The following is a 24,724-nucleotide window of genomic DNA, read 5'->3' on the forward strand; positions in this document are numbered from 1 at the left end:
TGCTAGTCCGGGGCTATGCCGGCCAGGTATGCCGCCTGCCCGAGGTGCTGGGCACAATCATCGATGATGCTGACCAGCCGCATGCTGGCGGTGACCGGCGGATCCCAGTTGCGGTCGATCACCCGGGCGAGACCGGCGGTGGTGAGGGTGGCGACGAACTCGAGCGTCATGTCGTGCACGGCGCGGTAGTAGCCGGCCAGCAGTTCTGCCGACGCCCGCACCTTCGCGACGTCGTCGGGGCTGTGCCCGTAGCCGGTGTCGTCGCGAGGCAGGTCGAGGCCGAAGCGGTCTACAAAGCCGTCGCCAGTCCAGACTTGTTCGCGCCCGGCGATGTCGCAGACCTGCGCGTCCTGCACGCGGGCGCTGTGCCAGATCAGCCACGCGATGCTGTTGGCCTGAGGTGTCGGGCGGTAGAGCGCCACGCGATCGTCAAGGCCGTCAGTCAGCGCGTCGACGTGTTCGATCAGGCGGGTGAAGGCATCACGCAGCAGTTCCTGCGCGGCGGCGGCATCAGGGTCGGCGGTGTCGGCGGTGTCGGCGGTGTCGGGCATACCGCCGAAGCTACTCGGACGCCGCCCCGTGGAACACGGCCTCGACGTTGTTGCCGTCGGGGTCGCGCACGAACGCACCGAAATAGCCGGGGTGGTACTCCGGCCACAGCCGCGGTGCGTGCAGAGATTCGGCACCGAGCGCGATCGCGGCGTCGTAGAACGCCTTGACGGCGTCTTCGTCGGCGGCCGAGAACGCGACATGGATTTCGCGGTTCGGACCGAGGTCGGCATCGGCGATCCAGAAGCTGGGCTTGCCGTCTTTGCCGTAGCCGATCGCCCTGCCGAAGTCCATTTGCCGCGTGAAGCCCAGGACACCGAGCACCCGGTCGTAGAACTGCTTGGCCTTCTCGAAATCGCTGCAGTTGATGCCGAAGTGATCTATCACGGCGCCCATCCTGACACTTACAGTCGGTTGATGAGCTACGACCTTGTCATCCGCGGCGGCACGATCGTCGACGGCCTCGGCGGCGATCCGTTCGTCGGCGACGTCGCCGTCAAAGACGGGGTGATCGTGGGTCTCGGCGCCGTCGACGGAGCCGGGACACGGGAGATCGATGCGACGGGCTTGCTTGTCAGCCCGGGCTTCGTCGACCTGCACACCCACTACGACGGGCAGGCCATCTGGTCGGACCGGTTGACGCCGTCGTCGCGGCACGGCGTCACCACCGCGGTGATGGGCAATTGCGGGGTGGGCTTCGCGCCGTGCCGCGCCGAAGACCACGACGTGCTCGTCGACGTGATGGCCGGCGTCGAAGACATTCCGGGTGTGGTGATGGCCGACGGACTGCCATGGGACTGGGAGACCTTTCCGCAGTACCTCGACGCGTTGGAGGCGCGGCAACGGGATATCGATGTCGCCGCCTACCTGCCGCATTCGCCGCTGCGGGTGTACGTGATGGGTGAGCGGGGAGTGAACCGCGAACCCGCGACCGACGAGGACTTGGCCGGCATGCGGGCGCTGGCCCGGGAGGCGGTCGAAGTGGGCGCCATGGGCTTCGCCTCGTCGCGGTTCGTGTTGCACAAAACCGCTGGGGGACAACAGATTCCGACCTACGGCGCGGCACGCGACGAGATCATGGCTATCGCTCAAGGGATCGCCGAGGGCGGCGGCGGGCTGATCCAATTCGTTCCCGATATTCCCGCGGGGGGCTACGAATCGGTGCTCGGAGCGGTCTTCGAGGTGGCTCAGGATGTCGGACTGCCGGTGACGTTCAGCATGGCCACCGGCAACAGCGGCGACCCGATGTGGCCAGACGCGTTCACGTTGATCGAGAAGTTCACGTCGGCGGGCGTCGACATCACTGCGCAGATGTTCCCGCGGCCGATCGGACTGGTGATCGGACTCGAACTCAGCGGCAACCCGTTCGTGCTGTGTCCAAGCTACCGGGAGATTTCCCACTTGCCGCTGGCGGAGCGTGTCGCTGAGATGCGTAAACCCGAAGTGCGCCAACGGATCCTGAATGACAAGCCGACGGAGCAGGGCAATCCACTGCTGCACCTGGCGCAGATGTGGGAGTGGATGTATCCGCTGGGCGATCCGCCGGACTACGAGCCGCCGGCGTCGTCGAGCATCTTGGCGCGGGCTGTCGCGCGCGGAGTGGATCCCAAAGAGGAAGCCTACGACCGGCTGCTCGACGACGACGGGCACGCCATGCTCTTGGTGGCGATGGGCAACTATCAGGACAACTCACTCGACACCCTGGGCCGGTTGTTGCGCCGCGATGACGTGGTGCTGGGGCTGGGCGACGGCGGCGCGCATTACGGAATGATCTGCGACGCAAGCTTTCCCACGTTTCTGCTGGCGCACTGGGCGCGCGACCGAGCGTCGGGGCGGCTGAGCGTGGCAGAGGCTGTTCGCGAACTGACATCGGTGCCGGCGCGAGTGGCCGGTTTGCATGATCGCGGTCGAATTGCCCTGGGATACAAGGCAGATCTCAACGTGATCGATCACGCCGGGTTGCGACTGCACCGGCCGGTGATCACCCACGATCTGCCGGCCGGCGGCAAGCGGCTGGACCAGACCGCCGACGGGTATGTCGCGACAGTCGTCAGCGGAGAGGTGATCGCCGCCAACGGCGAGCCGACGTCGGCGCGGCCGGGGCGGTTGGTGCGGGGACGGCAACCGGCACCAGCGGCATGACGCGCGTCGCACCGCTGGCTCCGCCGTGGAGCGAGGAGGACGCCGCGGCGATCAACAGCTGGGGCCATCCCGATCGCACGTATGAGCCGCTGCTGTTGGTGCGCTGCCTTCAGCGGCACCCGGTGTTGGCCGCCCGGCTGCGCAAGCTGGGCGAGTCGCTGTACGTCGATGCGCGCCTGCCACCACGGCTGCGCACGATCGCGATTCTGCGCACCTGCGCGCTGTTGAGATGCGAGTACGAGTGGGGCGGGCAGGCCGCGTTCTGGGGACCGATCGTCGGCGTCAGCGGTGACGAGTGCGACGCGCTGGTGACCAGCGGGGCCGACGACCCGCGCTGGATCGCGTCGGAACGTGAAGTGCTCTGTGCTGTCGACGAACTCGAACACACCGGGTCGTGGTCCGATCGGACGTGGACGGCTCTGGGCCGCGATCTCGACGACGAGCAGCGGATGGAGCTGCTGATCGTCATCGGCTGGTATCGGACCATCTGCACGTTGTGCAACGGCCTGGCGTTGCCGACCGAGGGCTGGATGCGGCGCTGGCCTGCGTCAGCGCGCTGAGCGGTCGCGCCGCAGTGCCGGATGCTGACGGGCCAGCAGCGGCAGCAGCACTCGCCGCGGCATGAACTGCAGCAGCCGAGTGCTGATCTGGCTGGGCAGCCCGGCGATCACCAGTCCCCGATCGTTGGCGACGGCGTCGACACCCGCTTTTGCTACCTCGCGCGACGGCATCCACAGCACCTTCGGGAATGCGTCGGCGAATGTGCGTTCGTCCATGCCCGCGGTCTTGAGGAACTCCGTGCGCACTGGGCCCGGGCACAGCGTAGCGACGGTGACACCGGTGCCGGCCAGTTCACCTCGCAGCCCTTCGCTGTAGGTGTTGACGAACGCTTTGGTGGCCGCATAGCAGGACTGACCAGGGAACGGATGAAACCCGGCGGTGGATCCGACGTTCAAGATGGCCCCGCGACCGCGTGGCACCATCTGCTGCAGTGCGCGGGTGGTCAGGTCTACCACCGCTTCGACGTTCACTCGAACCTGCGCGAGCTCGTCGGCAACCGGCGACTTGACCACCGAGCCCATGGTTCCGATCCCGGCGTTGTTCACCAGGATGTCGACGGTCAGGCCGCGCTCGGCGACCGCGTCGAGAAGCCCCGCCCGCGCATCGGCATCGGCGACGTCGCACGCGATCACCTCCACGCGCACCGTCGAACCAAGCTCGGCGGCCAACTCGCGAAGGCGGTCCTCGCGCCGCGCGGCGAGTGTGACGCCGTGGCCGCGCGCCGCCAATTCGCGGGCGATGTCTGCGCCGATACCGGACGAAGCTCCGGTGACGACGGCGGTGGTGGTCGGCGAAGGCGGCGGCAGCGGCATCGCTCGACGGTACTCGGCCGCCTCCTCCGCGCCGAGTGTGCGGTGTCGTAGACGACACGCCGCGGCAGGCATTCAAAACCGCACAGTCACCACGTCTTCGGGCAGCCGCGCGCAATCAGGGCCGCACCGACGCGGTCGAAGAAGGCCTGCGGTCGGTTGAGGAGCATGCCGCTTGTCACCCGGATGTCGTTCCAGCCCAGCGCGGGTAGGACGTTGTACCGCTCGGCGTCCTTCGAACGTTGCCCCGGATCGGTCCAGTGATGCGCGCCCTCGAAGTCGACGCCGACGAGGTACTTTCGCCATCCCATGTCGATGCGAGCCACCACGAAGCCGAACTCGTCGACGACGATGATCTGGGTGTCCGGTCGCGGAAAGCCGGCCTCTATGAGCAGCAGCCGAGTAAGCGATTCGTAGGGCGACTCTGCCCCACCGTCGACGAGATTCAACGTCTGGCGCAGCTGACATAGGCCGCGACTACCCGGGTGCGCTGCGATGATGGTTTGAATGTCGACGACCTTCACGTCGGTGGCATTCATCAGAGCATCGATGCGCTGCACGCCTTCCTTGAGGGGCAACCGCCGACCGAGGTCGAACGCGGTGCGCGCCGGTGTTGTCACAGACATCCCGGCGATGCGCACACATTCACCGGGTGCGAGCGCGTCGCTGTGCACTACGAGTGACGGCGGTGGCCGCCTGTTGTTGTGAATGAGCTCCGCCGGAGTATCCGGCTCGACCCATCGCGCACCCAGCATTGCGGAGGCCGACAACCCGGCGAGGACTCCGCGGCCCCGAGACCACAACCATGCCGCCCGCGAGCGCTGCGCGGTCGAAAGCTCGACTGCGCGTGGCACATAGACGCCGGGGTAGACGGGCGTATAGAACCGCCGCAACTCGTGGATCGTCAACTCACCGGCTTCGACTGCGTCCCAACCCCTGAACGGCCACTTGACTTCTGACATAACAGCAGGGTCGTCGGGGTGCCCGACAGGAATCACCCGCTGCGCCGACTTATCCACAGCCCGCAACTGTGCGAATTTGTAGTGCCTCGGCGGCGTGTCGCATAGGACACCGCACAGTCGGCGTGAAGACGCCGGTGGGCGGCCGCGCACCGACCGGCCGCGCACCGACCGAAAAAGCCCGGCTCCCTTGGGAGCCGGGCTTTCTCGTAGGCAGACTCAGAAGTCCATGCCGCCCATGCCGCCGGTCGGGTCGCCCGCAGGTGCGGCCGCCTTCTCCGGCTTGTCAGCGACAACCGCCTCGGTGGTGAGGAATAGGCCGGCGATCGACGCGGCGTTCTGCAGCGCCGAGCGCGTCACCTTCACCGGGTCGGCCACACCAGCGCCCAGCAGGTCCTCGTACTCGCCGGTGTCGGCGTTGAGGCCATGCCCCGACGGCAGGTTGCGCACCTTCTCGGCGACCACACCGGGCTCGAGGCCGGCGTTGAACGCGATCTGCTTCAGCGGAGCCTCCAGTGCCACCTTGACGATGTTGGCACCGGTGGCCTGGTCGCCCTCGAGCTTGAGCTCGTCGAGCGCCGGCGCGGCCTGCAGCAGGGCCACACCGCCACCGGCGACGATGCCCTCCTCGACGGCCGCCTTCGCGTTGCGCACGGCGTCCTCGATGCGGTGCTTGCGCTCCTTGAGCTCCACCTCGGTGGCAGCCCCGGCCTTGATCACCGCAACGCCGCCGGCCAGCTTGGCCAGCCGCTCCTGCAGCTTCTCGCGGTCGTAGTCGGAGTCGCTGTTCTCGATCTCCTGACGGATCTGCGCGACGCGGCCCGCGATGGCGTCGGGATCGCCGGCGCCTTCGACGATCGTGGTCTCGTCACGGGTGACGACGACCTTGCGGGCACGGCCGAGCAGCGACACGTCGGCGTTCTCCAGCGTCAGGCCGACCTCTTCGGAGATCACCTGGCCGCCGGTGAGGATCGCCATGTCCTGCAGCATCGCCTTGCGGCGGTCGCCGAAGCCCGGAGCCTTGACGGCGACGGACTTGAACGTGCCGCGAATCTTGTTGACCACCAACGTCGACAGGGCCTCGCCCTCGACGTCCTCGGCGATGATCAGCAGCGGCTTGCCGGCCTGGATGACCTTCTCCAGCAGCGGCAACAGATCCTTGACGGTGCTGACCTTCGACGACACCAACAGGATGTAGGGATCCTCGAGCACGGCTTCCTGACGCTCGGGGTCGGTCACGAAGTAGCCCGAGATGTAGCCCTTGTCGAAGCGCATGCCCTCGGTGAGCTCGAGCTGCAGGCCGAAGGTGTTGGACTCCTCGACCGTGATGACGCCCTCGTTGCCCACCTTGTCCATCGCCTCGGCGATCAGCTCGCCGATGGCCGGGTCAGCCGCGGAGATGCCTGCGGTTGCGGCGATCTGCTCCTTGGTCTCGACCTCCTTGGCCGACTTGAGCAGCGTCTCGGTCACCTTCTCGACGGCCTTCTCGATGCCGCGCTTGAGCGCCATCGGGTTCGCACCGGCCGCGACGTTGCGCAGACCCTCGCGCACGAGCGCCTGGGCCAGCACCGTCGCAGTGGTGGTGCCGTCACCGGCGACATCGTCGGTCTTCTTGGCGACTTCCTTGACCAGCTCGGCGCCGATCTTCTCGTACGGGTCCTCGAGCTCGATCTCCTTGGCGATCGACACGCCGTCGTTGGTGATCGTGGGGGCGCCCCACTTCTTCTCGAGGACGACGTTGCGGCCCTTGGGACCCAACGTCACCTTTACCGCGTCGGCGAGGCTGTTCAAGCCCCGCTCGAGACCGCGCCGGGCCTCTTCGTCGTACGCAATGATCTTGGACATTTGCGAAGTAAATCCTCCGGTTGGGGGGTGACGTTCCGGGCCGGGTCAGTGCCCGCGACGGACGACCGAACTTCGGTCTCACCGTCCCGACCTAGCACTCGCCGGTCGGGAGTGCCAACGTCATTCTTAGCACTCGCCCATGCCGAGTGCAAGGTGCGGGCACGTGGCAGGCTTGGGGCGATGTCGCTCGTCGTGCCGCCCTATCCGCCACCCCGGTACACCGCCCGAGAACCCGAGGTCAGCGCCAGCCTGCGACGCGGCGACCAGCCTGCCGACTACGTGGCGGGCGGGATGGTCGAATACCACTATCTGGCCAACCAGCAGAAGACCGACGGCGACTACGGGCTGTATCGCGTCGAGCTGGCCCCGAAGGCCGGCGGACCGGGCCCGCATTTTCATCGAGCGATGTCCGAGGCGTTTTTCGTGCTGTCCGGCAGCGTCAGGCTCTACGACGGGCGTGAGTGGGTGGACGGCTCGCGCAACGACTTCCTCTATGTCCCACCGGGCGGCGTGCATGGTCTCCGCAACGAAGCCGACGGACCCGCGTCGATCTTGATGCTGTTTGCTCCAGGCGCTCCGCGCGAGCAGTATTTCGAGGGACTTCCGCAGCTCGGCGACATGACCGACGACGAGCGCCGCGAGTGGTTCATTCGCCACGACAATTTCTGGGTCCCGTAACGGCGTGTGGCCGTAATCCCTTGGGCTACACTGTCCTTCGATCAGTGAGGAGTCTTGGGTGCGGGCTGGTGCTGCGCCCGACACCCAGGCTTTGCGGGGCTGGCAGCGTCGGGCATTGGTGCGGTATCTTGCCGCGCAGCCGCGCGATTTTCTTGCCGTGGCCACCCCCGGTTCCGGCAAGACCAGGTTTGCCCTACGCGTGGCCGGCGAGCTGCTTGCCGACGGCACCGTGGAGCGGATCACCGTGGTGGTGCCCACCGAGCACCTCAAGACGCAGTGGGCGGCAGCGGCTGCATCCGCCGGTATGGCGCTCGATCCCAAGTTCAGCAACGCCTCGGGGCACACGTCGTCGGAGTACCACGGCGTCGTCGTCACCTACGCGCAAGTGGCCAGCCATCCGGTCCGGCACCGGATCCGCACCGAGCACTACCGCACGCTCGTGGTGTTCGACGAGATCCACCACGGCGGCGACGCGAAGAGCTGGGGCGACGCCATCCGCGAGGCGTTCGACGACGCCACGCGCCGGCTGGCGCTGACCGGCACGCCATTCCGCAGCGACGACGCGCCGATTCCGTTCGTCACATACGAGCCCGACGGCGAGGGCGTGCTGCGCTCGCGCGCCGACCACACCTACGGCTACGCCGAGGCACTGGCCGACGGTGTGGTGCGGCCAGTCGTGTTCCTGGCGTACTCCGGCGAGGCGCGGTGGCGCAGCAGCGCCGGGGAGGAGCACGCGGCCCGGCTCGGCGAGCCGCTGACCGCCGAGCAGACCGCACGGGCCTGGCGCACCGCGTTGGATCCGTCCGGGGAATGGATCCCCGCTGTGCTGCAGGCCGCCGACACCCGGCTGCGCCAGCTGCGGGTCGGCGGCATGCCGGACGCCGGAGCGATGGTGATCGCCTCCGACCAGACTGCGGCCCGCGCATATGCCGAGGTGCTGACCCGCCTCACCGGCGAGCAGCCGACGGTCGTACTCTCCGACGATCCGGGCTCGTCGAAACGCATCGCCGAGTACTCAGCAGGCACCAGTCCGTGGCTGGTCGCAGTGCGCATGGTGTCCGAGGGTGTCGACGTGCCGCGGCTGGCGGTCGGTGTGTACGCCACGAGCGCATCCACGCCGCTGTTCTTCGCGCAGGCGATCGGGCGTTTCGTGCGCTCGCGACGGCCCGGCGAAACCGCGAGCATCTTCCTCCCGTCGGTGCCGTCGCTGCTGGATTTGGCCAGCCAGTTGGAGGCACAACGCGACCATGTGCTGGGCCGTCCGCATCGCGAATCGCTCGGCGACCCGCTTGAGGGCGAGCTGGCCGAACGGCGCCGCAGCGAGCCGACCGACGACAAGGGGTTCGAGTCGCTGGGTGCCAGCGCTGAGCTCGATCAGGTGATCTTCGACGGCGCGTCGTTCGGTACCGCCACGCCCGCGGGCAGCGAGGAAGAAGCCGACTACCTCGGCATCCCCGGGCTGCTGGACGCCTCGCAGATGCGAGACCTCTTGCACCGCAGGCAAGAAGAACAGCTGACCCGGCGTACCGCTGCAGGCGAGAACCCGGCACCGCGCACCACGCATGGTCAGCTGCGCGAACTGCGTCGCGAGCTCAACACGCTGGTGTCCATCGCGCATCACCGAACCGGCAAGTCACACGGCTGGATTCACAACGAGCTGCGGCGGATCTGCGGCGGACCGCCGGTGGCGGCGGCGACCACCGATCAGCTCAGAGCACGCATCGAGGCTGTCCGCACTCTGAAGGCTTAGTGGCCTTGCGCCAGCCGGGCGAGGTTGGTCAGCGAATTCTCGAGGTGCGACGGGTCGAACGGCGGGAAACCGATGTGATCACGCAGCTGCTGTGGCACTGCCGACCAGTCGTAGGTCAGCGTCACTTCGGTGTGCTCCGGGCCGGCGGGCTCGAGGTCGTAGCGCCAGATCCAGCCGCCGAATTCGACGTCGCCGTTCTCGTTCTCCTGGCCGGGCTGCCAGGCGATCACGCGCGGGCGGTCGAAGACCTCGACGCGGTTGGCCATCTGATAGTGCTTGTCGGGGTGGTTGTCGTGGTACATCGCCATCCGAAACAGCTGGCCCTGCTCCGTCAGGTGCGTCTCGTCCAGCGATTCGCGCACCCAGCCGGTGCCGTCGATCGCTTGGTGCGTAACGGGGTCGGCCAGCACGTCGAACACGGCGTCGACGGGCGCGTGGATGGTCAGTGTGGAGTGGATGCTGTCAGTCACACCGGTACAGACCTGAGCCGGGCGATGAAGTCATCGCGACAGCCCCAGCAGCTCCGGCAGATCGGCCACCGAATCGATGACGTGGTTGGGCTGCATCGCGAATTCGTCTGCGGCCCAACGATCTAATGTGTCTTGACGGAACTTTCCGGTACGCACCAGCACCCCCGTCATGCCGACCACCTGGGCGGCCAGCACGTCGTTGTTGAGATCGTCGCCGACCATGTACATCTGTTCCGGGTCGACGCCGAGCCGAGCGGCCGCGGCGAGGAACCCGGCCGGCGCGGGCTTGCCGACGGCGGTGGCCTTGCGTCCGGAGGTCTGCTCCATCCCGATCAGGTACATGCCGGTGTCGATCCGCAATCCCTCGGTGGTTTTCCAGGCCGTGCTGCGGTGCATTGCGACGACGGGCACGCCCTGGGCCATCCAGTCGTAGACGCGGCTGAGCGTGAGGTGGTCGTACTCGGGGCCGGCCCCGCCCATGAGGATGACGTCCGGCGGTCCGTCGTCGGCGTATTCCGTGGAGGCGACGACGTCGACACCGGGCATGTCTTCGGTGATGTCGCCGCTGTTGACCAAGAAACATCGCGCGTGCGGATAGTTCTGGCGCACGTACTCGGCGGTGAGCGCCGCCGCGGTGATCACCTCGTCGGGCCGCACGGTGATGCCGGCGTCGGCCAAGGCCTCGGCGATCTGCTGGCGGGTACGCGTGGTGGTGTTGGTCAGATACGAGCAGGCGATCTGGTGGTCGGTGAGGATGCGCACCGTCTCGGCGGCACCCTCGATCGGCTTCCAGGACGTGACAAGCACGCCGTCGATGTCGAACAGCACCCCGCCGACGCCCATGGTCCCGACGATAAACGGGGTGCGCGGGTGCGCAAGTCGTAACGGGCAGCGGGCGGCCAGTGGGCGGCCAGCGGGCGGTCACCGGGCGCCAGCGTGCGCTCTGGTACGCCTGGCGTCGGCGTGCCGGTGCACAGACACGCACCCTCGCGGAAACTAGCGGCGGGTCCAGATGCTGTCGGCCACCCACGGCGACGCCTCGGCGGCCACCGACCACGCCAACTCCGCGGGCACGTCGATCAGCTGGTAGTGCTTGCGTCCGGCCGCGGTAGCTGCGATCAACGTGGCGACGCCGGCGCGCCGCTGCAACAGCGTCTGACGCACGGTCCAGCCGATGATGCCCGCGCATGCGATGCAGTCGCGCCGGCGTTCCAGGCTGCCGGTGCGTGCGACAAGCCAGCCGTCGGCCACTCGATGCCCCAGGGACCGGACGCGGTCCACCGCCAGCAGTGCGCACACCACCGCCGCGGCCGCCCAGCCTGCCCACACCCAAACTGGAAGCGGCGCAACGCAAATCACCGCAGCAGCCACGGCCGGGACAGCCATGGCCCGGGTCCAGCGCCGGCGCGCCGCCGCCCGGCCATGCCCGCGCAGCGGCCCGTCGACGGCCGCCTCGTCGTCGACCAGCTCGACGAGGACCGCCTTCGCGGTCGCCGCCGGGCACGGCGGCAGCAGCACTGACGACTCCCCTTCGCCGTGCACGCCCGTCATGACCGCGTCCAGCCGCGCGCCCCGCAACAACCGGACCAACAGGGGTTCACGAAGTGTGCCGCCGCGCAGCCGCCGCATGTCGAAGGTGTGCTCGCGCACCCGCAGCACCCCGTGGCGCAGATGCAGAACGCCGGCATCGCGGCGAAGCACCAGATTTCCGTACGTCGCCCACGACCACAGCACCGCCGCCGACAACGACACCAGCAGTACAACGACCACCCCGACGGCGGCGACGACCGCGATGCCGGCTCGGTGCGCCGCCTCGGTGCCGGCCTTCGCCACCCGTTCGGACAACGTCACGCCGGCGCCCGCCTGGTACGCCAGGCCGATCACGGCGCCGATCATCACCAGGCCCGAGAAGTTCAGCGGCGCATACCGCAACCACGACGGTTGCCAACGCGCCAGCACCTGTCCTGCAGCCTGTTCGGGCAACGGCACCGACTCGGCCAACAGCGCCGCCCGCAGCTGCGGCACTTGCGCGGCCGCCACCGCGTCCAACGCGAATGCATTGTCGCGGTGTGCCTCCTGACCGGTGCCCACCCGCAGCACGGTCAGGCCGAGCATCCGGTGCAGCAACCGCGAGTCGGTCTGCACTGACCGAATCCTGTTGCGGGGCACAGACATCGACCGCCGACGCAGCACACCGGTGCGCAGTTCCAGATACTCGTCAGTGATGCGGTAGGTGGTGAAAACCCAACGCAGCAGCCCGATTCCGACCACCACGCCCAGCGCTGCCAGCGGCCAACCGTTGTTGCCTGTCGAGGATCCCAGAACCAACGACCCGACCAGCACTGGCAACTGACGCAGCACCTCGTGGACGGGATGCACCAAGAGCATGCGCGGGCTCAGCCGTTGCCAGGGGGTCACGTGGCGTCCTCGGCGCCCAGCGCCGCGATGTCGGTCAGTTGCGCGACAACGCGATCGGCCACGTCGGCGTCCAAAGCGACGATGTGCACCGCACCGGCCGAGGAGGCCGTCGTCACAGTCACGTTGGCCAACCCGAAAAGCCGGTCCAGCGGGCCGCGGTACGTGTCCACGGTCTGCACCCGCGAGATCGGCGCAATGCGCCGCTGCTGCACCAGCCACCCGGTGCGCGTGAACACCGCCTGCGAGCTGATCTCCCAGCGGTGCACCCGATAGCGCCACGCCGGAATGACGCCGACGTGCAATGCCATCAGCACGATCGTCGCGACCGCGACAGCCAGATGCCACCGGAGGTGCGCCGGCTGCACCACCCACCACACCACCTGGGCGACCGCCGGCACCATCCACGCGGACAGCGCAGACACCGCCCACATCAACGGTGCACGACGGCTAGGGGGATTCGCAGGCTCGGCGAACGTAAGCAACGACAGATTCCTGTTGGATTAGCTTTGACCGGTATGACGATACGTGCGGCCCGAAGGAGAGACGATGAGCAGCAAGTGGACCACCGCTGACATTCCCGACCAGTCGGGCCGGATCGCGATCATCACCGGGGCCAACACCGGCTTGGGGTTCTGGACCGCCAAGGCGCTCGCCGACAAGGGCGCCCACGTGGTGCTCGCGGTGCGCAACCTGGACAAGGGCAAGCAGGCCGCGGCGCAGATCAGCGCCGACAACCCGAACGCCGTGGTCGCATTGCAGCACCTGGATTTGACCTCGCTGCAGCAGATCCGTGAGGCGGCCGAGGAGCTGAAGGGCAACCACCAGCGGATCGACCTGCTGATCAACAACGCCGGCGTGATGTACACCGACAAGAGCACCACCAAGGACGGCTTCGAGTTGCAATTCGGCACCAACCACCTCGGCCATTTCGCGCTCACCGGTTTGCTGTTGGAGCGCCTGCTTCCGGTCGACGGCTCACGGGTGGTGACGGTCAGCAGCATTGGCCACCGGATCATGGCCAAGATCCACTTCGACGACTTGAACTTGGACCACGGATACAACCGGGTGGCCGCCTACGGGCAGTCCAAGCTCGCCAACCTGCTGTTCACCTATGAGCTGCAGCGCCGGCTGAAGCTCAAGGGAGCGCCAACGGCCGCGCTGGCGGCGCATCCCGGCGGCTCGAACACCGAACTGCTGCGCAACATGCCGGACTGGATTCGAGGAGTTTCCCAGACCGTGTGGAACGTGTTCTCGCAGAGCGCCGAGATGGGCGCGCTGCCGACGCTGCGCGCGGCCACCGACCCCTCAGCGCGGGGCGGCCAGTACTACGGCCCGGACGGTCTAGGCGAGCAGCGCGGCCACCCCAAAGTGGTGAAGTCCAGCAAGCAGTCCCATGACCCGCAGCTTCAGCGCCGGCTGTGGCAGGTGTCGGAGGAACTGACCGGCGTCACGTATCCCGTGTGATGCGCTCGGTCGAGGAGCACGCCCGGGTAGTCGCCGGGCTGATCCAGCCGCGGTCGGCGATGCGGGTTCGGTTGACCGAGGCGGCGGGACTGGCCCTCGCCGACGACGTGGTGGCGCCGCTGTCGTTGCCCGGTTTCGACAACTCCGCGATGGACGGCTACGCGGTGGTGGCCGACGACGTCGCCGCCGCCAGCCCGGACAATCCGGTGTTGCTGCCCGTGGTCGAAGACATTTTCGCCGGCCGCACCGACACGCTGACGCTGAAACCCGGCACCGCGCACCGGATCATGACCGGCGCGCCGATGCCCGCGGGTGCGACGGCCGTGGTGCCGGTCGAGGCCACCGACGGCGGAACGGACACGGTCGCGGTGCGCGCCGCACCGAGGCTCGGCCAGCACATCCGCCGGGCCGGCGAGGACGTCACCGCCGGGATGACCGCACTGCGGGCCGGACAGATCGTCACGCCGGCCGCGCTGGGACTGGCCGCCGCACTCGGGCTCACCGAGGTGGCCGTGGTCCCGCGGCAGCGCGTGCTGGTGGTGTCGACGGGCGAGGAGCTGGTGCCGCCGGGGCAGCCACTGCGGCCGGGACAGATCTACGAATCCAACGCGGTGATGCTGGCCGCCGCCGTGCGCGACGCCGGCGGTGAGGTGGTGGCCGCCCCGATGACCGGCGACGACGTCGGCGAATTCCGTCATGCGCTCGAGACCTATGCCGGCCTGGCCGACCTCGTAATCACCACGGGCGGGGTCAGCGCAGGCGCCTACGAGGTGGTCAAAGACTCGCTGCGAGACGACGGGATCGAGTTCGTCAAGGTCGCGATGCAACCCGGCATGCCGCAGGGTGCCGGCCAGTTGAACGACACTGCGGTCGTCACGCTGCCGGGCAACCCCGTCAGCGCGCTGGTGTCGTTCGAGGTGTTCGTCCGGCCCGCCCTGCGCACCGCGATGGGCTTGCCGTCGCCGCACCGGCCCAGGCGGGCAGCAGTGCTGGCCGACGCGTTGACGTCGCCGCGCGGTAAGCGGCAGTTTCGCCGCGGCGTGCTGGACGGGGAACACGTGACGACGTACGGGCCGCCCGCATCGCATCACCTGCGGTGGCTGGCGTCGGCGAACTGTCTGCTCGAAATCCCCGAGGACGTCACCGAAATGGCGGCCGGAGCGCAGGTGCAAGTGTGGGACTTAAGATAGCGGCCAATGGCTAGACGCCCACATCTCCCGGCTGACGACTCGGAGTCGGAAGCCTCCCGGCTCATCGAGCTGGTCCGTTCGACCGTTCCGCCGATGCACCCCGCGGGGTTGCCGTTCGTCTCGGCGGGTCTCGCGGTCGCGGCGGCCGGCGTCAGAAACCGGTGGCTGCGCACGACGGGCCTGTCGGCGGCCGGCGCGTTCGCGCTGTTCTTCCGCCACCCGGCCCGGGTGCCACCGGACCGTCCCGGTGTCGTGGTGGCCCCTGCCGACGGGCAGATCACGCTCGTCGACACCGCGATGCCGCCGGCCGAACTCGGGCTGCCGGAGCAGCCGATGCCGCGGGTCAGCATCTTTTTGTCACTGTTCGACGTACACGTGCAACGGGTTCCAGTCGCCGGTGAGGTGGTCGCGGTGCGGCATCGGCCCGGCGCGCACGGGTCCGCCGACCGGCCTCGTTCCAGCGCCGAGAACGAGCGCAACAGCATGTGGATCCGCACACCGGATGGCCATGACGTGGTGGTCGTGCAGATCGCCGGGGTGTTGGCACGCCGCATCGTGTGCGATGCGCGCGCCGGGGACAAGCTCAGCATCGGCGACACCTACGGCCTGATCCGCTTCGGCTCCCGGCTGGACACCTACTTCCCCGAAGGGTCGACCGTGCCGGTCAAGCCGGGCCAGCGCGCGGTCGGGGCCGAGACCGTCATCGCCGAACTGCCATGACCACGCGGGTGAGCAAGCGGCAGAAGAGCTTGTATCTACTGCCCAGTGCCATGACCGTGGCAGCGATCTGTCTGGCGATGACGTCGGTGGTGTGGGCGCACGACGGCGACCTCAAACCGGCTCTGGCGCTGCTGGCCGTCGCCGCAATCCTCGACGCGCTCGACGGTCGGATCGCCCGGGTTCTCAAGGCCACCTCACGCATGGGCGAGGAGATCGACTCGCTGGCCGACGCGGTGAACTTCGGCGTCGCGCCGGCGTTCATCGTCTACTGGACCCTGCTGTCGGGATCGCAGGTCGGCTTGATCGTGGTGCTGCTGTACACGTCGTGCATCGTGCTGCGGCTGGCGCGCTACAACGCGGCGCTCGACGAAGAGCAGCCCGCGTACATGAAGGACTACTTCGTCGGCATGCCGGCACCGGCCGGGGCGATCGGCGCGATCGGACCGCTGGCCGTGCAGCTGCAGTTCGGCCACGGCTGGTGGACGTCGGAATGGGCGGTATCGCTGTGGATGATCGGCGTGTCGCTGCTCGTGGTCAGCACCATCCCGATGCGCAAAGTGCACACCTTCTCGGTGCCGTCGAACATGGTGGTGCCGCTGCTGGCGTTGCTGGCGCTGGGCATCGCCGCGTCGATCAAATTCGGGCCAGTCGTGTTGATGGTGATCATCGTCAGCTACGTCATCCACATCCCGTTCGCCTGGCGCAGCAACCGCTGGGCCGCAAACCATCCCGAAACATGGGATGACAAACCGCGGCAGCGCCGGGTACAACGCCGCGCCAGCCGCCGGGCTCAGCAGCCGCATCGCCGATCGGTGGCGCGGCTGGGCCTGCGCCGGCCGCAGCGATGACATGGCGCCGACCCTGACGCTGACCGCGCGGCTGAACACCTCCGCGGTGGATTCACGGCGCGGTGTCGTCCGTCTGCACGCGGAAGCCCTTGCGGCGCTTGGCATCAGGGAATGGGATGCGGTGTCGCTGACCGGCTCGCGCACCACCGCGGCCGTGGCGGGCCTGGCCGGTGCCGACGTGCCGGCCGGCACGATCCTGCTCGACGACGTCACGCTCTCCAACGCCGGGCTGCGCGAGGACACCCCGGTGATCGTGGCGCCGGTGACGGTGTACGGCGCGAAGTCGGTGACGCTGGCCGGCTCCAACCTTGCGCGGCAATCGATTTCACCGGCGACGCTGCGGATGGCATTGCTGGGCAAGGTGATGACGGTCGGCGACACGGTTTCGCTGCTGCCCCGCGACCTCGGTCCCGGCACGTCGACGTCGGCGGCCAGCGCAGCGCTGGCGTCGTCGGTCGGCATCACCTGGACCTCGGAGCTCTTGACGGTCACCGGCACCGACCCGGCCGGACCGGTCAGCGTGCAACCGAACTCGTCGGTCACCTGGGGCGAAGGCGTGCCGACGGTCGCGCCGCGCGCCGTCTCCACCTACCAGCCGGCCACACCGCCGGTCGACGTCGCCGACCTCAAAGGCGCCGAAGCCCAGGCTGCGCGGCTGGCCGAATGGTTGCGGCTTGCGCTCGACGAACCCGAGCTACTCCGAAAGCTCGGAGCCACAGCCAATCTCGGCGTCTTGGTGTCCGGCCCGGCGGGTGTCGGCAAGGCGACGATGGTGCGCGCCGTCTGCGCCGACCGCCGACTCGTCGAACTCGACGGCCCCGACGTCGGCGCGCTGGCGGCCCAAGAACGGCTCAAGGCCGTCGCCGACGCGGTGGCCAAGGTGCGCGACGGCGGCGGAGTGCTGCTGATCACCGACGTCGACGCGCTGCTGCCGTCACCGGCCGAACCGGTGAGCACGCTGATCCTGGCCGAGCTGCGCACCGCAGTGGCCACCGACGGAGTGGCGTTCGTCGCGACCTCGCAAGCGCCTGACGCGCTGGACCCACGGCTGCGCTCACCCGAATTGTGTGACCGCGAACTCGGCTTGAGCCTGCCCGACGGCGCCACCCGCAAGGCGCTGCTGGAGGTGCTCCTTCGCGGCGTGCCCGCCGGGCATTTGGATCTCGACGAGATCGCTTCCAAGACACCAGGATTCGTGCGAGCGGATCTTGCCGCGCTGGTGCGCGAGGCGGCACTGCGGGCGGCGGCTCGCGCCAGCGAAGCCGACACACCGCCGGCGCTGACCCAAGACGACTTCACCGGCGCGCTGACGGTGATCCGCCCGCTGTCCCGGTCGGCGACCGAGGAGATAGCTGTCGGCGGGGTCACGCTCGAAGACGTCGGCGACATGGCCGACACCAAGCAGGCGCTCACGGAAGCGGTGCTGTGGCCGCTGCAGCATCCGGAGACGTTCGCGCGCTTGGGAATTCAGCCGCCACGCGGCGTGCTGCTCTACGGCCCACCCGGATGCGGCAAGACGTTCGTGGTGCGCGCGCTGGCCAGCTCGGGCCGGCTGTCGGTGCACGCGGTCAAGGGTGCCGAGCTGATGGACAAATGGGTGGGGGCTTCGGAGAAAGCGGTGCGCGAGTTGTTCCGTCGCGCCCGCGACTCAGCACCGTCGCTGGTGTTCCTCGACGAGATCGACGCGCTGGCGCCGCGGCGCGGCCAGAGCTTCGACTCCGGCGTGACCGACCGGGTGGTGGCGGCGCTGCTGACCGAGCTGGACGGCATCGAGCCACTGCGCGACGTCGTCGTGCTCGGTGCCACCAACCGCCCGGACCTGATCGACCCGGCGCTGCTGCGGCCGGGCCGGCTGGAGCGGCTGGTGTTCGTCGAACCTCCGGATGCAGACGCCCGCCGCGAGATCCTGCGCACCGCGGGCAAGTCCGTGCCGCTGGCGGCGGACGTCGACCTGGATGCAGTCGCCGCCGAGCTGGACGGCTACAGCGGCGCCGACTGCGTCGCACTGCTGCGAGAAGCGGCGCTGACCGCGATGCGGCGCTCGATCGACGCGGCCGACGTCACCGCCGCCGACATCGCCGCAGCGCGCGACAAGGTGCGACCGTCGCTGGATCCGATGCAGGTCGACTCACTGCGGGCGTTCGCGGCCGGCCGCTGAGCCCGCTGGACCGGCGCCCCAGTCGTCCAAGAGGCGAAAAGGAAAGCCCAAGCGGCGTCCGTAGACTGAGCTCACCCCATGCTCGCCATCCTGCTCGCCCACACTGTTGCTGCCGTGGTGGCGCCAGTTCTGGTGTATCGGTGGGGCCGCAAGGCGTTCTACCCGCTGGCAGTCGTTCCGGCCGCGTCGCTGATCTGGGTGGTGCTGCACTGGCCGAAGCCGACCAACGTCTACACCGAGCACATTCGGTGGGTGCCCGAACTGTCGATCAGCCTGGACCTGCGCCTTGATCCGCTGTCGGCGGTCATGGCGGTGCTGGTTCTGGGCATCGGCGCGCTGGTGCTGTTCTACTGCGCTGACTACTTCCACCATCACGACGGGCGTACAGAGCACCGCCTGCCCAGTTTCGCCGCCGAACTCGTCGCATTCGCCGGCGCGATGTTCGGTGTGGTGGTCAGCGACAACATGCTGCTGCTCTACGTGTTCTGGGAGCTGACCACGGTGCTGTCGTTTCTGCTGGTGGCGCACTACGCCGAGCGGGCCACCAGCCGCCGCGCCGCGATGCAGGCGCTGCTGGTCACCACCGCCGGTGGCCTGGCCATGCTCGTCGGCATCATCGTGCTCGGCCACACCGCCGGCACCTACCGGCTGTCGGAGCTGGTCGCCGACCCGCCGTCCGGCGCGGTCACAAGCGTGGGCCTGACGCTGCTGCTGGTCGGCGCGGTCAGCAAGAGCGCGCTGGTGCCGCTGCACTTCTGGCTGCCGGGCGCGATGGCGGCGCCCACACCGGTCAGCGCCTACCTGCATGCCGCCGCGATGGTGAAGGCCGGCGTGTACCTGGTTGCGCGGCTCACCCCCGGCTTCGCCGACGCGCCGCCGTGGCGCCCGACTGTGGTGATCCTGGGGCTGGCCACGATGCTGCTTGCCGGCTGGCGCGCGGTTCGCGAGTACGACCTCAAGCTGATCCTGGCATTCGGCACCGTCAGCCAACTCGGCTTCATCACGCTGCTCGTCGGCGCCGGCGGAGGCGACCTGATGCTCGCCGGGCTGGCTCTGTTGGTGGCGCACGCATTGTTCAAGGCGACGCTGTTCATGGTCGTCGGGATCATCGACCACGCCACCGGCACCCGCGACATCCGCCGGCTCGCGTGGCTGGGCAACCGCAACAAAGCGTTGTTCGTCATCGCCGCGTTCGCCACCGCCAGCATGGCCGCCGTACCGCCGTTTCTGGGCTTCGTCGCCAAAGAGGCCGACTTCGAGACGCTGGCACACAGTGCGTCGCTTGGCTCCGCCGCTCCGGTGGTGCTGGCCGCAGTGGTGCTGGGCTCGATCTTCACCACCATCTACAGCTTCCGGTTCCTGTGGGGGGCGTTCGCCCGCAAAGGCCGCAGCGGGCCCAGCTCCCTTGTGGACCACATGCACCAGCCGTCACCGAGTTTCCTTGTGCCACCGGCGATTCTGGCTGCAGTCAGTTTGCTGCTCGGCCTGGTGCCCGGCTGGCTGGACGACGTACTCGACGACTACGCCGACGTTCTGCCCGGCGAACACACCTACACGCTGTCACTGTGGCACGGCGTTGGCTTGGCCCTGGCGCTGTCGGCGGTCGTGCTGGTTGTCGGCGCCGGAGCGTTCCTGCTTCGAGATCGGTTGCGGCGCATGCGGATTGGCTGGCTTCCTCTGGGCAACGCCGATCGCGGCTACGACGCGGTGGTGCGCGCAGCAGACCGCCTTTCGCTCAAGGTCACCGCTGTGACGCAGCGCGGCTCGATCCCTGCGACGCAGGCGGTGATCCTCTCCACGCTGGTACTGCTGCCGATTGGTGCGCTGCTGTTCGGCGCCCGCGACCGCCCGCAGTTCCGGCTCTGGGATTCCGCACTGCAGCCGCTGGTGGGCCTGTTGATCGTCGCAGCGGCGGTGGGCACCACGATCATGCGTAACCGGCTGGCCGGCGTACTGCTGGTCGGAACCACCGGCTACGGCTGCGGCGTGATCTTCGCGCTGCACGGTGCACCGGACCTGGCGCTGACCCAATTCCTCGTCGAGACACTGACTCTCGTGGTGTTCGTACTCGTGCTGCGTGCACTGCCCGCCGAAGCGCCGGCCACCAACATCAGGCAGCACCGGTGGAAACGCATCACGCTGGCGCTGGCGGTCGGTGCCAGCGTCACCACACTCGCCGTGTTCGCGATGGCGGCGCGCACCGGCGCCTCGATCGCGTCGGTGCTGCCCACGGCCGCCCACCAGCGCGGCCACGGCTCCAACACCGTCAACGTGCTGCTCGTGGACATCCGCGCGTGGGACACGCTCGGCGAGATCATGGTGCTGCTGGTCGCGGCCACTGGTGTCGCGTCAATGGTGTTCCGGCACAGGCGCTTCGGCGCCGCACCCAGAGTGTCCGACGCTCCGCATCCGGCACCGGTCAGCAGCGACGTGACGTGGCTTCGCGGCAGCGAGCTGCGCGACCCGCGTCATCGCTCCCTGGTGCTGGAGGTCGCCACCCGGGTGATCTTCCCGTTGATCATGGTGCTGTCGGTCTACTTCTTCTTCGCTGGGCACAACACTCCCGGCGGCGGATTCGCGGGCGGGCTGACCGCCGGGCTGGCGTTGGTGCTGCGGTATCTGGCCGGGGGCCGCTACGAACTCGGCGAGACGCTGCCGATCGACGTCGGCAAGGTGCTGGGCGTCGGGCTGGCGCTGTCGGTGGGCACCGCGGTGGGCTCATTGCTGTTGGGTGCGCCGGTGCTGTCGTCGGCGCTGATCGAGGTGGACGTCCCGGTGCTGGGCCACGTCAAGTTCGTCACCGCACTGTTCTTCGACCTCGGCGTCTATCTGATCGTCGTGGGGCTGGTGCTCGACGTGCTGCGCAGCCTGGGCGCCCGGCTGGACGACGAACTCGCCCCTGCCGCAGCCGAATCCAGAAAGGCGGCATTTCGATGACCACCTCGTTGGTTCCTCTCGTGCTGATCGGCGTGCTCACCAGCTGCGGTGTCTACCTGCTCCTCGAGCGCAGCCTCACCCGAATGTTGTTGGGCCTCTTGCTGATCGGCAACGCGGTGAACCTGCTGATCCTGTCGGTGGGCGGGGCGTCGGGCAACCCGCCGATCTTCGGGCGCACCAGCGCCGGCCGCACCACCACCGCCGACCCGTTGGTGCAGGGCATGATCCTCACCGCGATCGTGATCACGATGGGCGTCGCGGCGTTCGTGCTCGCGCTGGCGTACCGCTCGTACCGGCTCACCACCGCGGAGGAAGTGGGTGACGATCCCGAGGACACCCGCGTCTCCCAGCAGACAACCGACGAGTCCGACGACGACGTCATTCACCCCGAGCCGGACCGCGACGCCGACGAACCCGCCGAACTCGACGCGCTGCCCGCCTACTCGCAGAAGGCGCAAGAGACCTCGTGAGCGTCGCAGCCACCCTCACTCCGCTTCCGGTGCTGATCCCCGCCGGCGGGGCGGCGCTCACCATGTTCGTCGGTCGCCATCCCCGGTTGCAGCGCACGATCAGCCTGGTCGCGCTCGCCGCCGTCGTCGCCGTCTGCGTCACGCTGATTTATCTGACGGACCGCGACGGCACCGTCGCCGTCCACGTCGGCGGATGGGGGCAGACAGTGCCGGGCCTCGGGCCGCTCGGCATCACGCTCGTCGTGGACCGGCTCTCGGCGCTGATGATGGTGGTCTCGTCGATCGTGCTGCTCGCCGTGGTGCTCTACGCGATCGGCCAGGGTATCCGCGACGGTGACCAGCGCCAGCCGGTGTCGATCTTTCTGCCCACCTACCTCGTGCTGTCAGCCGGTGTGTGCGGTGCGTTCTTGGCCGGTGACCTGTTCAACCTGTTCGTCGGCTTCGAGGTGCTGCTGACCGCGAGTTTCGTGCTGCTGACCGTCGGGGCCAGCGCAGACCGGGTACGCGCAGGCATCGCGTACGTGATGGTGTCGATGGTCTCGTCGCTGATCTTCTTGCTCGCGATCGCGCTGATCTACGCGGCGACCGGCACGCTGAACATGGCCGAGCTCGCGGTGCGGCTCGACAGCGTCGCGCCGGGTGTGCGCAGCGCGCTGTTCGCGGTGCTGCTCGTCGCGTTCGGCATCAAGGCCGCGGTGTTCCCGTTGTCCACCTGGCTGCCCGACTCCTACCCCACCGCGCCCGCGCCCGTGACCGCCGTCTTCGCCGGACTTCTCACCAAGGTCGGTGTGTACGCGATCATCCGGGCTCATTCGCTGCTGTTCCCCGCCGGCGGGTTGGACACGGTGCTGTTGGTCGCGGCGCTGGTGACCATGCTGGTCGGGGTGCTCGGCGCGATCGCGCAGAACGACATCAAACGGTTGCTGTCGTTCACGCTCGTCAGCCACATCGGTTACATGGTGTTCGGCATCGCGCTGGCCACCCGGCCCGGCATGTCCGGAGCGATCTACTACGTCGCCCACCACATCGTCGTGCAGACGACACTGTTCTTGGTCGCCGGGCTGATCGAGCGACAGGCCGGGGCGTCGACACTGCGCCGGCTCGGTGGTCTGGCCAGTGCGAGCCCGCTGCTGGCCCTGCTGTACCTGATACCGGCGCTGAATCTCGGTGGTATTCCACCGTTTTCGGGGTTCCTCGGTAAGGTCGCGCTGCTGCAGGCAGGGGCCCGCGACGGGTCGGCGCTGTCGTGGGTATTGGTGGGTGGTGCGGTCACCACCAGCCTGCTGACGCTGTACGCGGTGTCGCGGGTGTACAGCAAGGCGTTCTGGCGTCCGCGCGCAGACGCGCCCGAGGGCGCGCTGTCCAGCGCCGGTCCGACCGTGCTTCTCGACGACGCCGACGAAGACGTCTCGTTCATCGACCGCGACGACGTCGGGCGGATGCCGTTCGGAATGCTGGCGCCGACGATGGCGCTGATCGCGGTGGGACTGGCGCTGACATTCTTGGCCGGGCCGTTCTTCTCTTACGCCGACCGTGCGGCCGCCGAAGTGCTCGACCGCGATCGCTACATCACCGCGGTGGTGTCCCGATGAGCCGGCGGTGGGCGTTGCGGGTGTGGTCGATCTGCTGGCTGGTCGCCGTGTGGATTCTGTTGTGGGGCACGTTTTCTGCCGCCAACGTGCTCAGCGGGCTGGCGGTGGCCTTACTGATCATCGTGCTGCTGCCGCTGCCTGTGGTGCCGGTGGAGGGCCGTTTGCATCCGCTGTCGCTGGCGCGGCTGAACCTGGTGATCGGCCGCAATCTGGTGGTGTCGAGCCTGCAGGTGGCATGGCTGTCCATCAAGCCGGGACCGCCGCCGATGAGCGCGGTGCTGCGGGCCAGACTGTCGCTGAAGTCGGACCTGGTGCTTGCACTTGCAGTGCATGCGATCAACGTCACGCCGGGCACGATGGTGCTGGAGATCGACCGGGACCGGCGCCTGGTGTACGTCCATGTGCTCGACGTCGGCTCTCGGCGTGCCGTCGACCGGTTCTACCGCGAGGTCGCAGAGCTGGAGCGGCTGCTGATCGCGGCGTTCGAGCGCGACGAAGACTGGAAACCCGCCGTCGAGGAGAACGCATGACCACCGTCTGGATGATCGCGGCCGTCATGCTGACTGCCGCAGCCGCGCTCACCACATATCGAGTCTTGGCCGGCCCCAGCACATTAGACCGGTTGGTGGGCGTCGACACTCTGGTTGCCGTGGCGATGTGCGGCTTGGGCACGTGGGCGGCGTTCAGCCTGGATTCCACGGTCGTGTACGGAATCACCGCGCTGTCGTTGATCAGTTTCGTCGGCTCGGTCAGTGTCGCGCGGTTCCGGGTGCCCGACGTGGCGCCGGAGGACCGGGGCCGATGAGCGCTCGCGCCAAGAGCAACGGACGATGACCATGCTGGACGCGGTGACCGCGGTGGTGGTGCTGACCGGCTCCGCGCTGGCGTTGACCGCCTCGATCGGTGTGGTCCGCTTTCCGGACACGCTGTCGCGCATGCACGCCGCCACCAAGCCTCAGACCTTCGGGATGCTCTTGGTGTTGCTGGGCGCGGCGATTCAGCTGCGCGGCAACGTCGACGTCGGAATGCTGATCCTCACCGGCATGTTCACGTTGATCACCGCTCCGGTGGTCGCCAACCGCGTCGGGCAGCTGGCATACCGCGAACAGAACATCCGCGACGACCTGCTCACCGTCGACGAACTGGACGAGGACAGCTGACGGG

At 68.5% G+C, this 24,724-nt stretch carries 24 protein-coding genes; 15 read left to right on the plus strand and 9 right to left on the minus strand.

The window, feature by feature from the left end; genetic code table 11:
- Positions 1-2: 2 nt before the first annotated feature.
- Together AC5Y4C_RS03895 and AC5Y4C_RS03900 are read right to left on the minus strand one after the other, a co-directional pair.
- A complete protein-coding gene (locus tag AC5Y4C_RS03895) occupies positions 3-551 on the minus strand; it encodes a mycothiol transferase (protein WP_499965076.1) in 549 nt (182 codons plus the stop codon).
- Positions 552-561: 10 nt separating this feature from the next.
- Positions 562-936, minus strand: a complete 375-nt coding sequence (locus tag AC5Y4C_RS03900; RefSeq protein ID WP_499906323.1) for a VOC family protein — start codon at positions 934-936, stop codon at positions 562-564.
- A gap of 30 nt (positions 937-966) precedes the next feature.
- Here AC5Y4C_RS03900 and AC5Y4C_RS03905 point away from each other — a divergent pair, with 30 nt between their 5' ends.
- Both AC5Y4C_RS03905 and AC5Y4C_RS03910 read left to right on the plus strand, forming a co-directional pair.
- Positions 967-2,691 (plus strand): N-acyl-D-amino-acid deacylase family protein, encoded by a 1,725-nt coding sequence (locus tag AC5Y4C_RS03905; RefSeq protein WP_499905589.1) that lies wholly within the window; start codon positions 967-969, stop codon positions 2,689-2,691.
- Positions 2,688-3,251: a carboxymuconolactone decarboxylase family protein gene (locus AC5Y4C_RS03910; protein WP_499913569.1), complete on the plus strand. Its 564-nt coding sequence runs from the start codon at positions 2,688-2,690 to the stop codon at positions 3,249-3,251. Before AC5Y4C_RS03905 ends, AC5Y4C_RS03910 begins: the two co-directional genes overlap by 4 nt.
- Here AC5Y4C_RS03910 and AC5Y4C_RS03915 read toward each other — a convergent pair.
- The 3 genes from AC5Y4C_RS03915 to groL form a co-directional block, all read right to left on the minus strand.
- Complete coding sequence (locus tag AC5Y4C_RS03915; RefSeq protein ID WP_499965078.1) at positions 3,240-4,064, minus strand: SDR family NAD(P)-dependent oxidoreductase; 825 nt, start codon at positions 4,062-4,064, stop codon at positions 3,240-3,242. The genes AC5Y4C_RS03910 and AC5Y4C_RS03915 overlap by 12 nt on opposite strands.
- Before the next feature lie 86 nt (positions 4,065-4,150).
- The gene (locus AC5Y4C_RS03920; protein WP_499965080.1) at positions 4,151-5,023 is read right to left on the minus strand and encodes a putative endonuclease domain-containing protein; all 873 of its coding nucleotides are present in this window, start codon (positions 5,021-5,023) and stop codon (positions 4,151-4,153) included.
- A gap of 216 nt (positions 5,024-5,239) precedes the next feature.
- Positions 5,240-6,865: a chaperonin GroEL gene (gene groL / locus AC5Y4C_RS03925; RefSeq protein WP_499905579.1), complete on the minus strand. Its 1,626-nt coding sequence runs from the start codon at positions 6,863-6,865 to the stop codon at positions 5,240-5,242.
- A 180-nt stretch (positions 6,866-7,045) separates the two neighbouring features.
- Here groL and AC5Y4C_RS03930 point away from each other — a divergent pair, with 180 nt between their 5' ends.
- Both AC5Y4C_RS03930 and AC5Y4C_RS03935 read left to right on the plus strand, forming a co-directional pair.
- Entirely contained in the window at positions 7,046-7,543 is a 498-nt protein-coding gene (locus tag AC5Y4C_RS03930) for a cupin domain-containing protein (protein WP_499962043.1), read from the plus strand.
- A 58-nt stretch (positions 7,544-7,601) separates the two neighbouring features.
- Positions 7,602-9,293, plus strand: coding sequence for a DEAD/DEAH box helicase (locus AC5Y4C_RS03935; protein ID WP_499962042.1), 1,692 nt, complete (start codon positions 7,602-7,604; stop codon positions 9,291-9,293).
- Here the strand turns inward: AC5Y4C_RS03935 and AC5Y4C_RS03940 are convergent.
- From AC5Y4C_RS03940 to AC5Y4C_RS03955, 4 genes are all read right to left on the minus strand, one after another.
- On the minus strand, positions 9,290-9,763 hold the full coding sequence (locus tag AC5Y4C_RS03940) for an SRPBCC family protein (protein WP_499962040.1): 474 nt from the start codon (positions 9,761-9,763) through the stop codon (positions 9,290-9,292). The two genes, AC5Y4C_RS03935 and AC5Y4C_RS03940, sit on opposite strands and share 4 nt — an antisense overlap.
- Before the next feature lie 30 nt (positions 9,764-9,793).
- Positions 9,794-10,606 (minus strand): HAD-IIA family hydrolase, encoded by an 813-nt coding sequence (locus AC5Y4C_RS03945; RefSeq protein WP_499906321.1) that lies wholly within the window; start codon positions 10,604-10,606, stop codon positions 9,794-9,796.
- A 153-nt stretch (positions 10,607-10,759) separates the two neighbouring features.
- Positions 10,760-12,151, minus strand: coding sequence for a PH domain-containing protein (locus AC5Y4C_RS03950; RefSeq protein ID WP_499962070.1), 1,392 nt, complete (start codon positions 12,149-12,151; stop codon positions 10,760-10,762).
- A gap of 26 nt (positions 12,152-12,177) precedes the next feature.
- The gene (locus AC5Y4C_RS03955) at positions 12,178-12,612 is read right to left on the minus strand and encodes a PH domain-containing protein (RefSeq protein ID WP_499905566.1); all 435 of its coding nucleotides are present in this window, start codon (positions 12,610-12,612) and stop codon (positions 12,178-12,180) included.
- A gap of 115 nt (positions 12,613-12,727) precedes the next feature.
- Between AC5Y4C_RS03955 and AC5Y4C_RS03960 the strand changes: the two genes are divergently transcribed.
- The 11 genes from AC5Y4C_RS03960 to mnhG all read left to right on the plus strand — a co-directional run bounded on the left by AC5Y4C_RS03960 (position 12,728) and on the right by mnhG (position 24,720).
- Positions 12,728-13,645, plus strand: coding sequence for an SDR family NAD(P)-dependent oxidoreductase (locus AC5Y4C_RS03960; protein ID WP_499962038.1), 918 nt, complete (start codon positions 12,728-12,730; stop codon positions 13,643-13,645).
- The gene (moeA, locus tag AC5Y4C_RS03965) at positions 13,645-14,835 is read left to right on the plus strand and encodes a molybdopterin molybdotransferase MoeA (RefSeq protein ID WP_499962037.1); all 1,191 of its coding nucleotides are present in this window, start codon (positions 13,645-13,647) and stop codon (positions 14,833-14,835) included. Before AC5Y4C_RS03960 ends, moeA begins: the two co-directional genes overlap by 1 nt.
- Before the next feature lie 6 nt (positions 14,836-14,841).
- On the plus strand, positions 14,842-15,555 hold the full coding sequence (locus tag AC5Y4C_RS03970; protein ID WP_499962035.1) for a phosphatidylserine decarboxylase: 714 nt from the start codon (positions 14,842-14,844) through the stop codon (positions 15,553-15,555).
- Entirely contained in the window at positions 15,552-16,403 is an 852-nt protein-coding gene (locus AC5Y4C_RS03975; protein WP_499913552.1) for a CDP-alcohol phosphatidyltransferase family protein, read from the plus strand. The genes AC5Y4C_RS03970 and AC5Y4C_RS03975 overlap by 4 nt, the downstream gene beginning before the upstream one ends.
- A 1-nt stretch (position 16,404) precedes the next feature.
- On the plus strand, positions 16,405-18,561 hold the full coding sequence (locus tag AC5Y4C_RS03980; RefSeq protein ID WP_499962033.1) for an AAA family ATPase: 2,157 nt from the start codon (positions 16,405-16,407) through the stop codon (positions 18,559-18,561).
- Positions 18,562-18,639: 78 nt separating this feature from the next.
- Entirely contained in the window at positions 18,640-21,498 is a 2,859-nt protein-coding gene (locus AC5Y4C_RS03985) for a Na+/H+ antiporter subunit A (protein WP_499962031.1), read from the plus strand.
- Positions 21,495-21,968: a Na(+)/H(+) antiporter subunit C gene (locus AC5Y4C_RS03990; protein WP_499905545.1), complete on the plus strand. Its 474-nt coding sequence runs from the start codon at positions 21,495-21,497 to the stop codon at positions 21,966-21,968. Before AC5Y4C_RS03985 ends, AC5Y4C_RS03990 begins: the two co-directional genes overlap by 4 nt.
- Positions 21,965-23,560, plus strand: coding sequence for a Na+/H+ antiporter subunit D (locus AC5Y4C_RS03995; RefSeq protein WP_499949934.1), 1,596 nt, complete (start codon positions 21,965-21,967; stop codon positions 23,558-23,560). Before AC5Y4C_RS03990 ends, AC5Y4C_RS03995 begins: the two co-directional genes overlap by 4 nt.
- The gene (locus AC5Y4C_RS04000) at positions 23,557-24,090 is read left to right on the plus strand and encodes a Na+/H+ antiporter subunit E (protein WP_499949936.1); all 534 of its coding nucleotides are present in this window, start codon (positions 23,557-23,559) and stop codon (positions 24,088-24,090) included. The genes AC5Y4C_RS03995 and AC5Y4C_RS04000 overlap by 4 nt, the downstream gene beginning before the upstream one ends.
- On the plus strand, positions 24,087-24,365 hold the full coding sequence (locus AC5Y4C_RS04005; protein WP_499905539.1) for a monovalent cation/H+ antiporter complex subunit F: 279 nt from the start codon (positions 24,087-24,089) through the stop codon (positions 24,363-24,365). Before AC5Y4C_RS04000 ends, AC5Y4C_RS04005 begins: the two co-directional genes overlap by 4 nt.
- Positions 24,366-24,390: 25 nt before the next feature.
- A complete protein-coding gene (gene mnhG, locus AC5Y4C_RS04010) occupies positions 24,391-24,720 on the plus strand; it encodes a monovalent cation/H(+) antiporter subunit G (protein ID WP_499905537.1) in 330 nt (109 codons plus the stop codon).
- Positions 24,721-24,724 lie beyond the last annotated feature (4 nt).

This window comes from Mycobacterium sp. NGS35, from assembly GCF_059812855.1.

What these genes read in the sequence shown, in the direction of transcription:
- AC5Y4C_RS03905 (WP_499905589.1), top strand. Translation starts at nt 967, where the DNA reads ATGAGCTACGACCTTGTCATCCGCGGCGGCACGATCGTCGACGGCCTC.
- AC5Y4C_RS03895 (WP_499965076.1), bottom strand. Translation starts at nt 551, where the DNA reads ATGCCCGACACCGCCGACACCGCCGACACCGCCGACCCTGATGCCGCC.
- AC5Y4C_RS03910 (WP_499913569.1), top strand. Translation starts at nt 2,688, where the DNA reads ATGACGCGCGTCGCACCGCTGGCTCCGCCGTGGAGCGAGGAGGACGCC.
- AC5Y4C_RS03960 (WP_499962038.1), top strand. Translation starts at nt 12,728, where the DNA reads ATGAGCAGCAAGTGGACCACCGCTGACATTCCCGACCAGTCGGGCCGG.
- moeA (WP_499962037.1), top strand. Translation starts at nt 13,645, where the DNA reads ATGCGCTCGGTCGAGGAGCACGCCCGGGTAGTCGCCGGGCTGATCCAG.
- groL (WP_499905579.1), bottom strand. Translation starts at nt 6,865, where the DNA reads ATGTCCAAGATCATTGCGTACGACGAAGAGGCCCGGCGCGGTCTCGAG.
- AC5Y4C_RS03990 (WP_499905545.1), top strand. Translation starts at nt 21,495, where the DNA reads ATGACCACCTCGTTGGTTCCTCTCGTGCTGATCGGCGTGCTCACCAGC.
- AC5Y4C_RS03930 (WP_499962043.1), top strand. Translation starts at nt 7,046, where the DNA reads ATGTCGCTCGTCGTGCCGCCCTATCCGCCACCCCGGTACACCGCCCGA.
- AC5Y4C_RS03915 (WP_499965078.1), bottom strand. Translation starts at nt 4,064, where the DNA reads ATGCCGCTGCCGCCGCCTTCGCCGACCACCACCGCCGTCGTCACCGGA.
- AC5Y4C_RS03975 (WP_499913552.1), top strand. Translation starts at nt 15,552, where the DNA reads ATGACCACGCGGGTGAGCAAGCGGCAGAAGAGCTTGTATCTACTGCCC.
- AC5Y4C_RS03950 (WP_499962070.1), bottom strand. Translation starts at nt 12,151, where the DNA reads ATGCTCTTGGTGCATCCCGTCCACGAGGTGCTGCGTCAGTTGCCAGTG.
- AC5Y4C_RS03980 (WP_499962033.1), top strand. Translation starts at nt 16,405, where the DNA reads ATGGCGCCGACCCTGACGCTGACCGCGCGGCTGAACACCTCCGCGGTG.
- AC5Y4C_RS04005 (WP_499905539.1), top strand. Translation starts at nt 24,087, where the DNA reads ATGACCACCGTCTGGATGATCGCGGCCGTCATGCTGACTGCCGCAGCC.
- mnhG (WP_499905537.1), top strand. Translation starts at nt 24,391, where the DNA reads ATGACCATGCTGGACGCGGTGACCGCGGTGGTGGTGCTGACCGGCTCC.
- AC5Y4C_RS03970 (WP_499962035.1), top strand. Translation starts at nt 14,842, where the DNA reads ATGGCTAGACGCCCACATCTCCCGGCTGACGACTCGGAGTCGGAAGCC.
- AC5Y4C_RS03955 (WP_499905566.1), bottom strand. Translation starts at nt 12,612, where the DNA reads ATGTGGGCGGTGTCTGCGCTGTCCGCGTGGATGGTGCCGGCGGTCGCC.
- AC5Y4C_RS03945 (WP_499906321.1), bottom strand. Translation starts at nt 10,606, where the DNA reads ATGGGCGTCGGCGGGGTGCTGTTCGACATCGACGGCGTGCTTGTCACG.
- AC5Y4C_RS03985 (WP_499962031.1), top strand. Translation starts at nt 18,640, where the DNA reads ATGCTCGCCATCCTGCTCGCCCACACTGTTGCTGCCGTGGTGGCGCCA.
- AC5Y4C_RS03920 (WP_499965080.1), bottom strand. Translation starts at nt 5,023, where the DNA reads ATGTCAGAAGTCAAGTGGCCGTTCAGGGGTTGGGACGCAGTCGAAGCC.
- AC5Y4C_RS04000 (WP_499949936.1), top strand. Translation starts at nt 23,557, where the DNA reads ATGAGCCGGCGGTGGGCGTTGCGGGTGTGGTCGATCTGCTGGCTGGTC.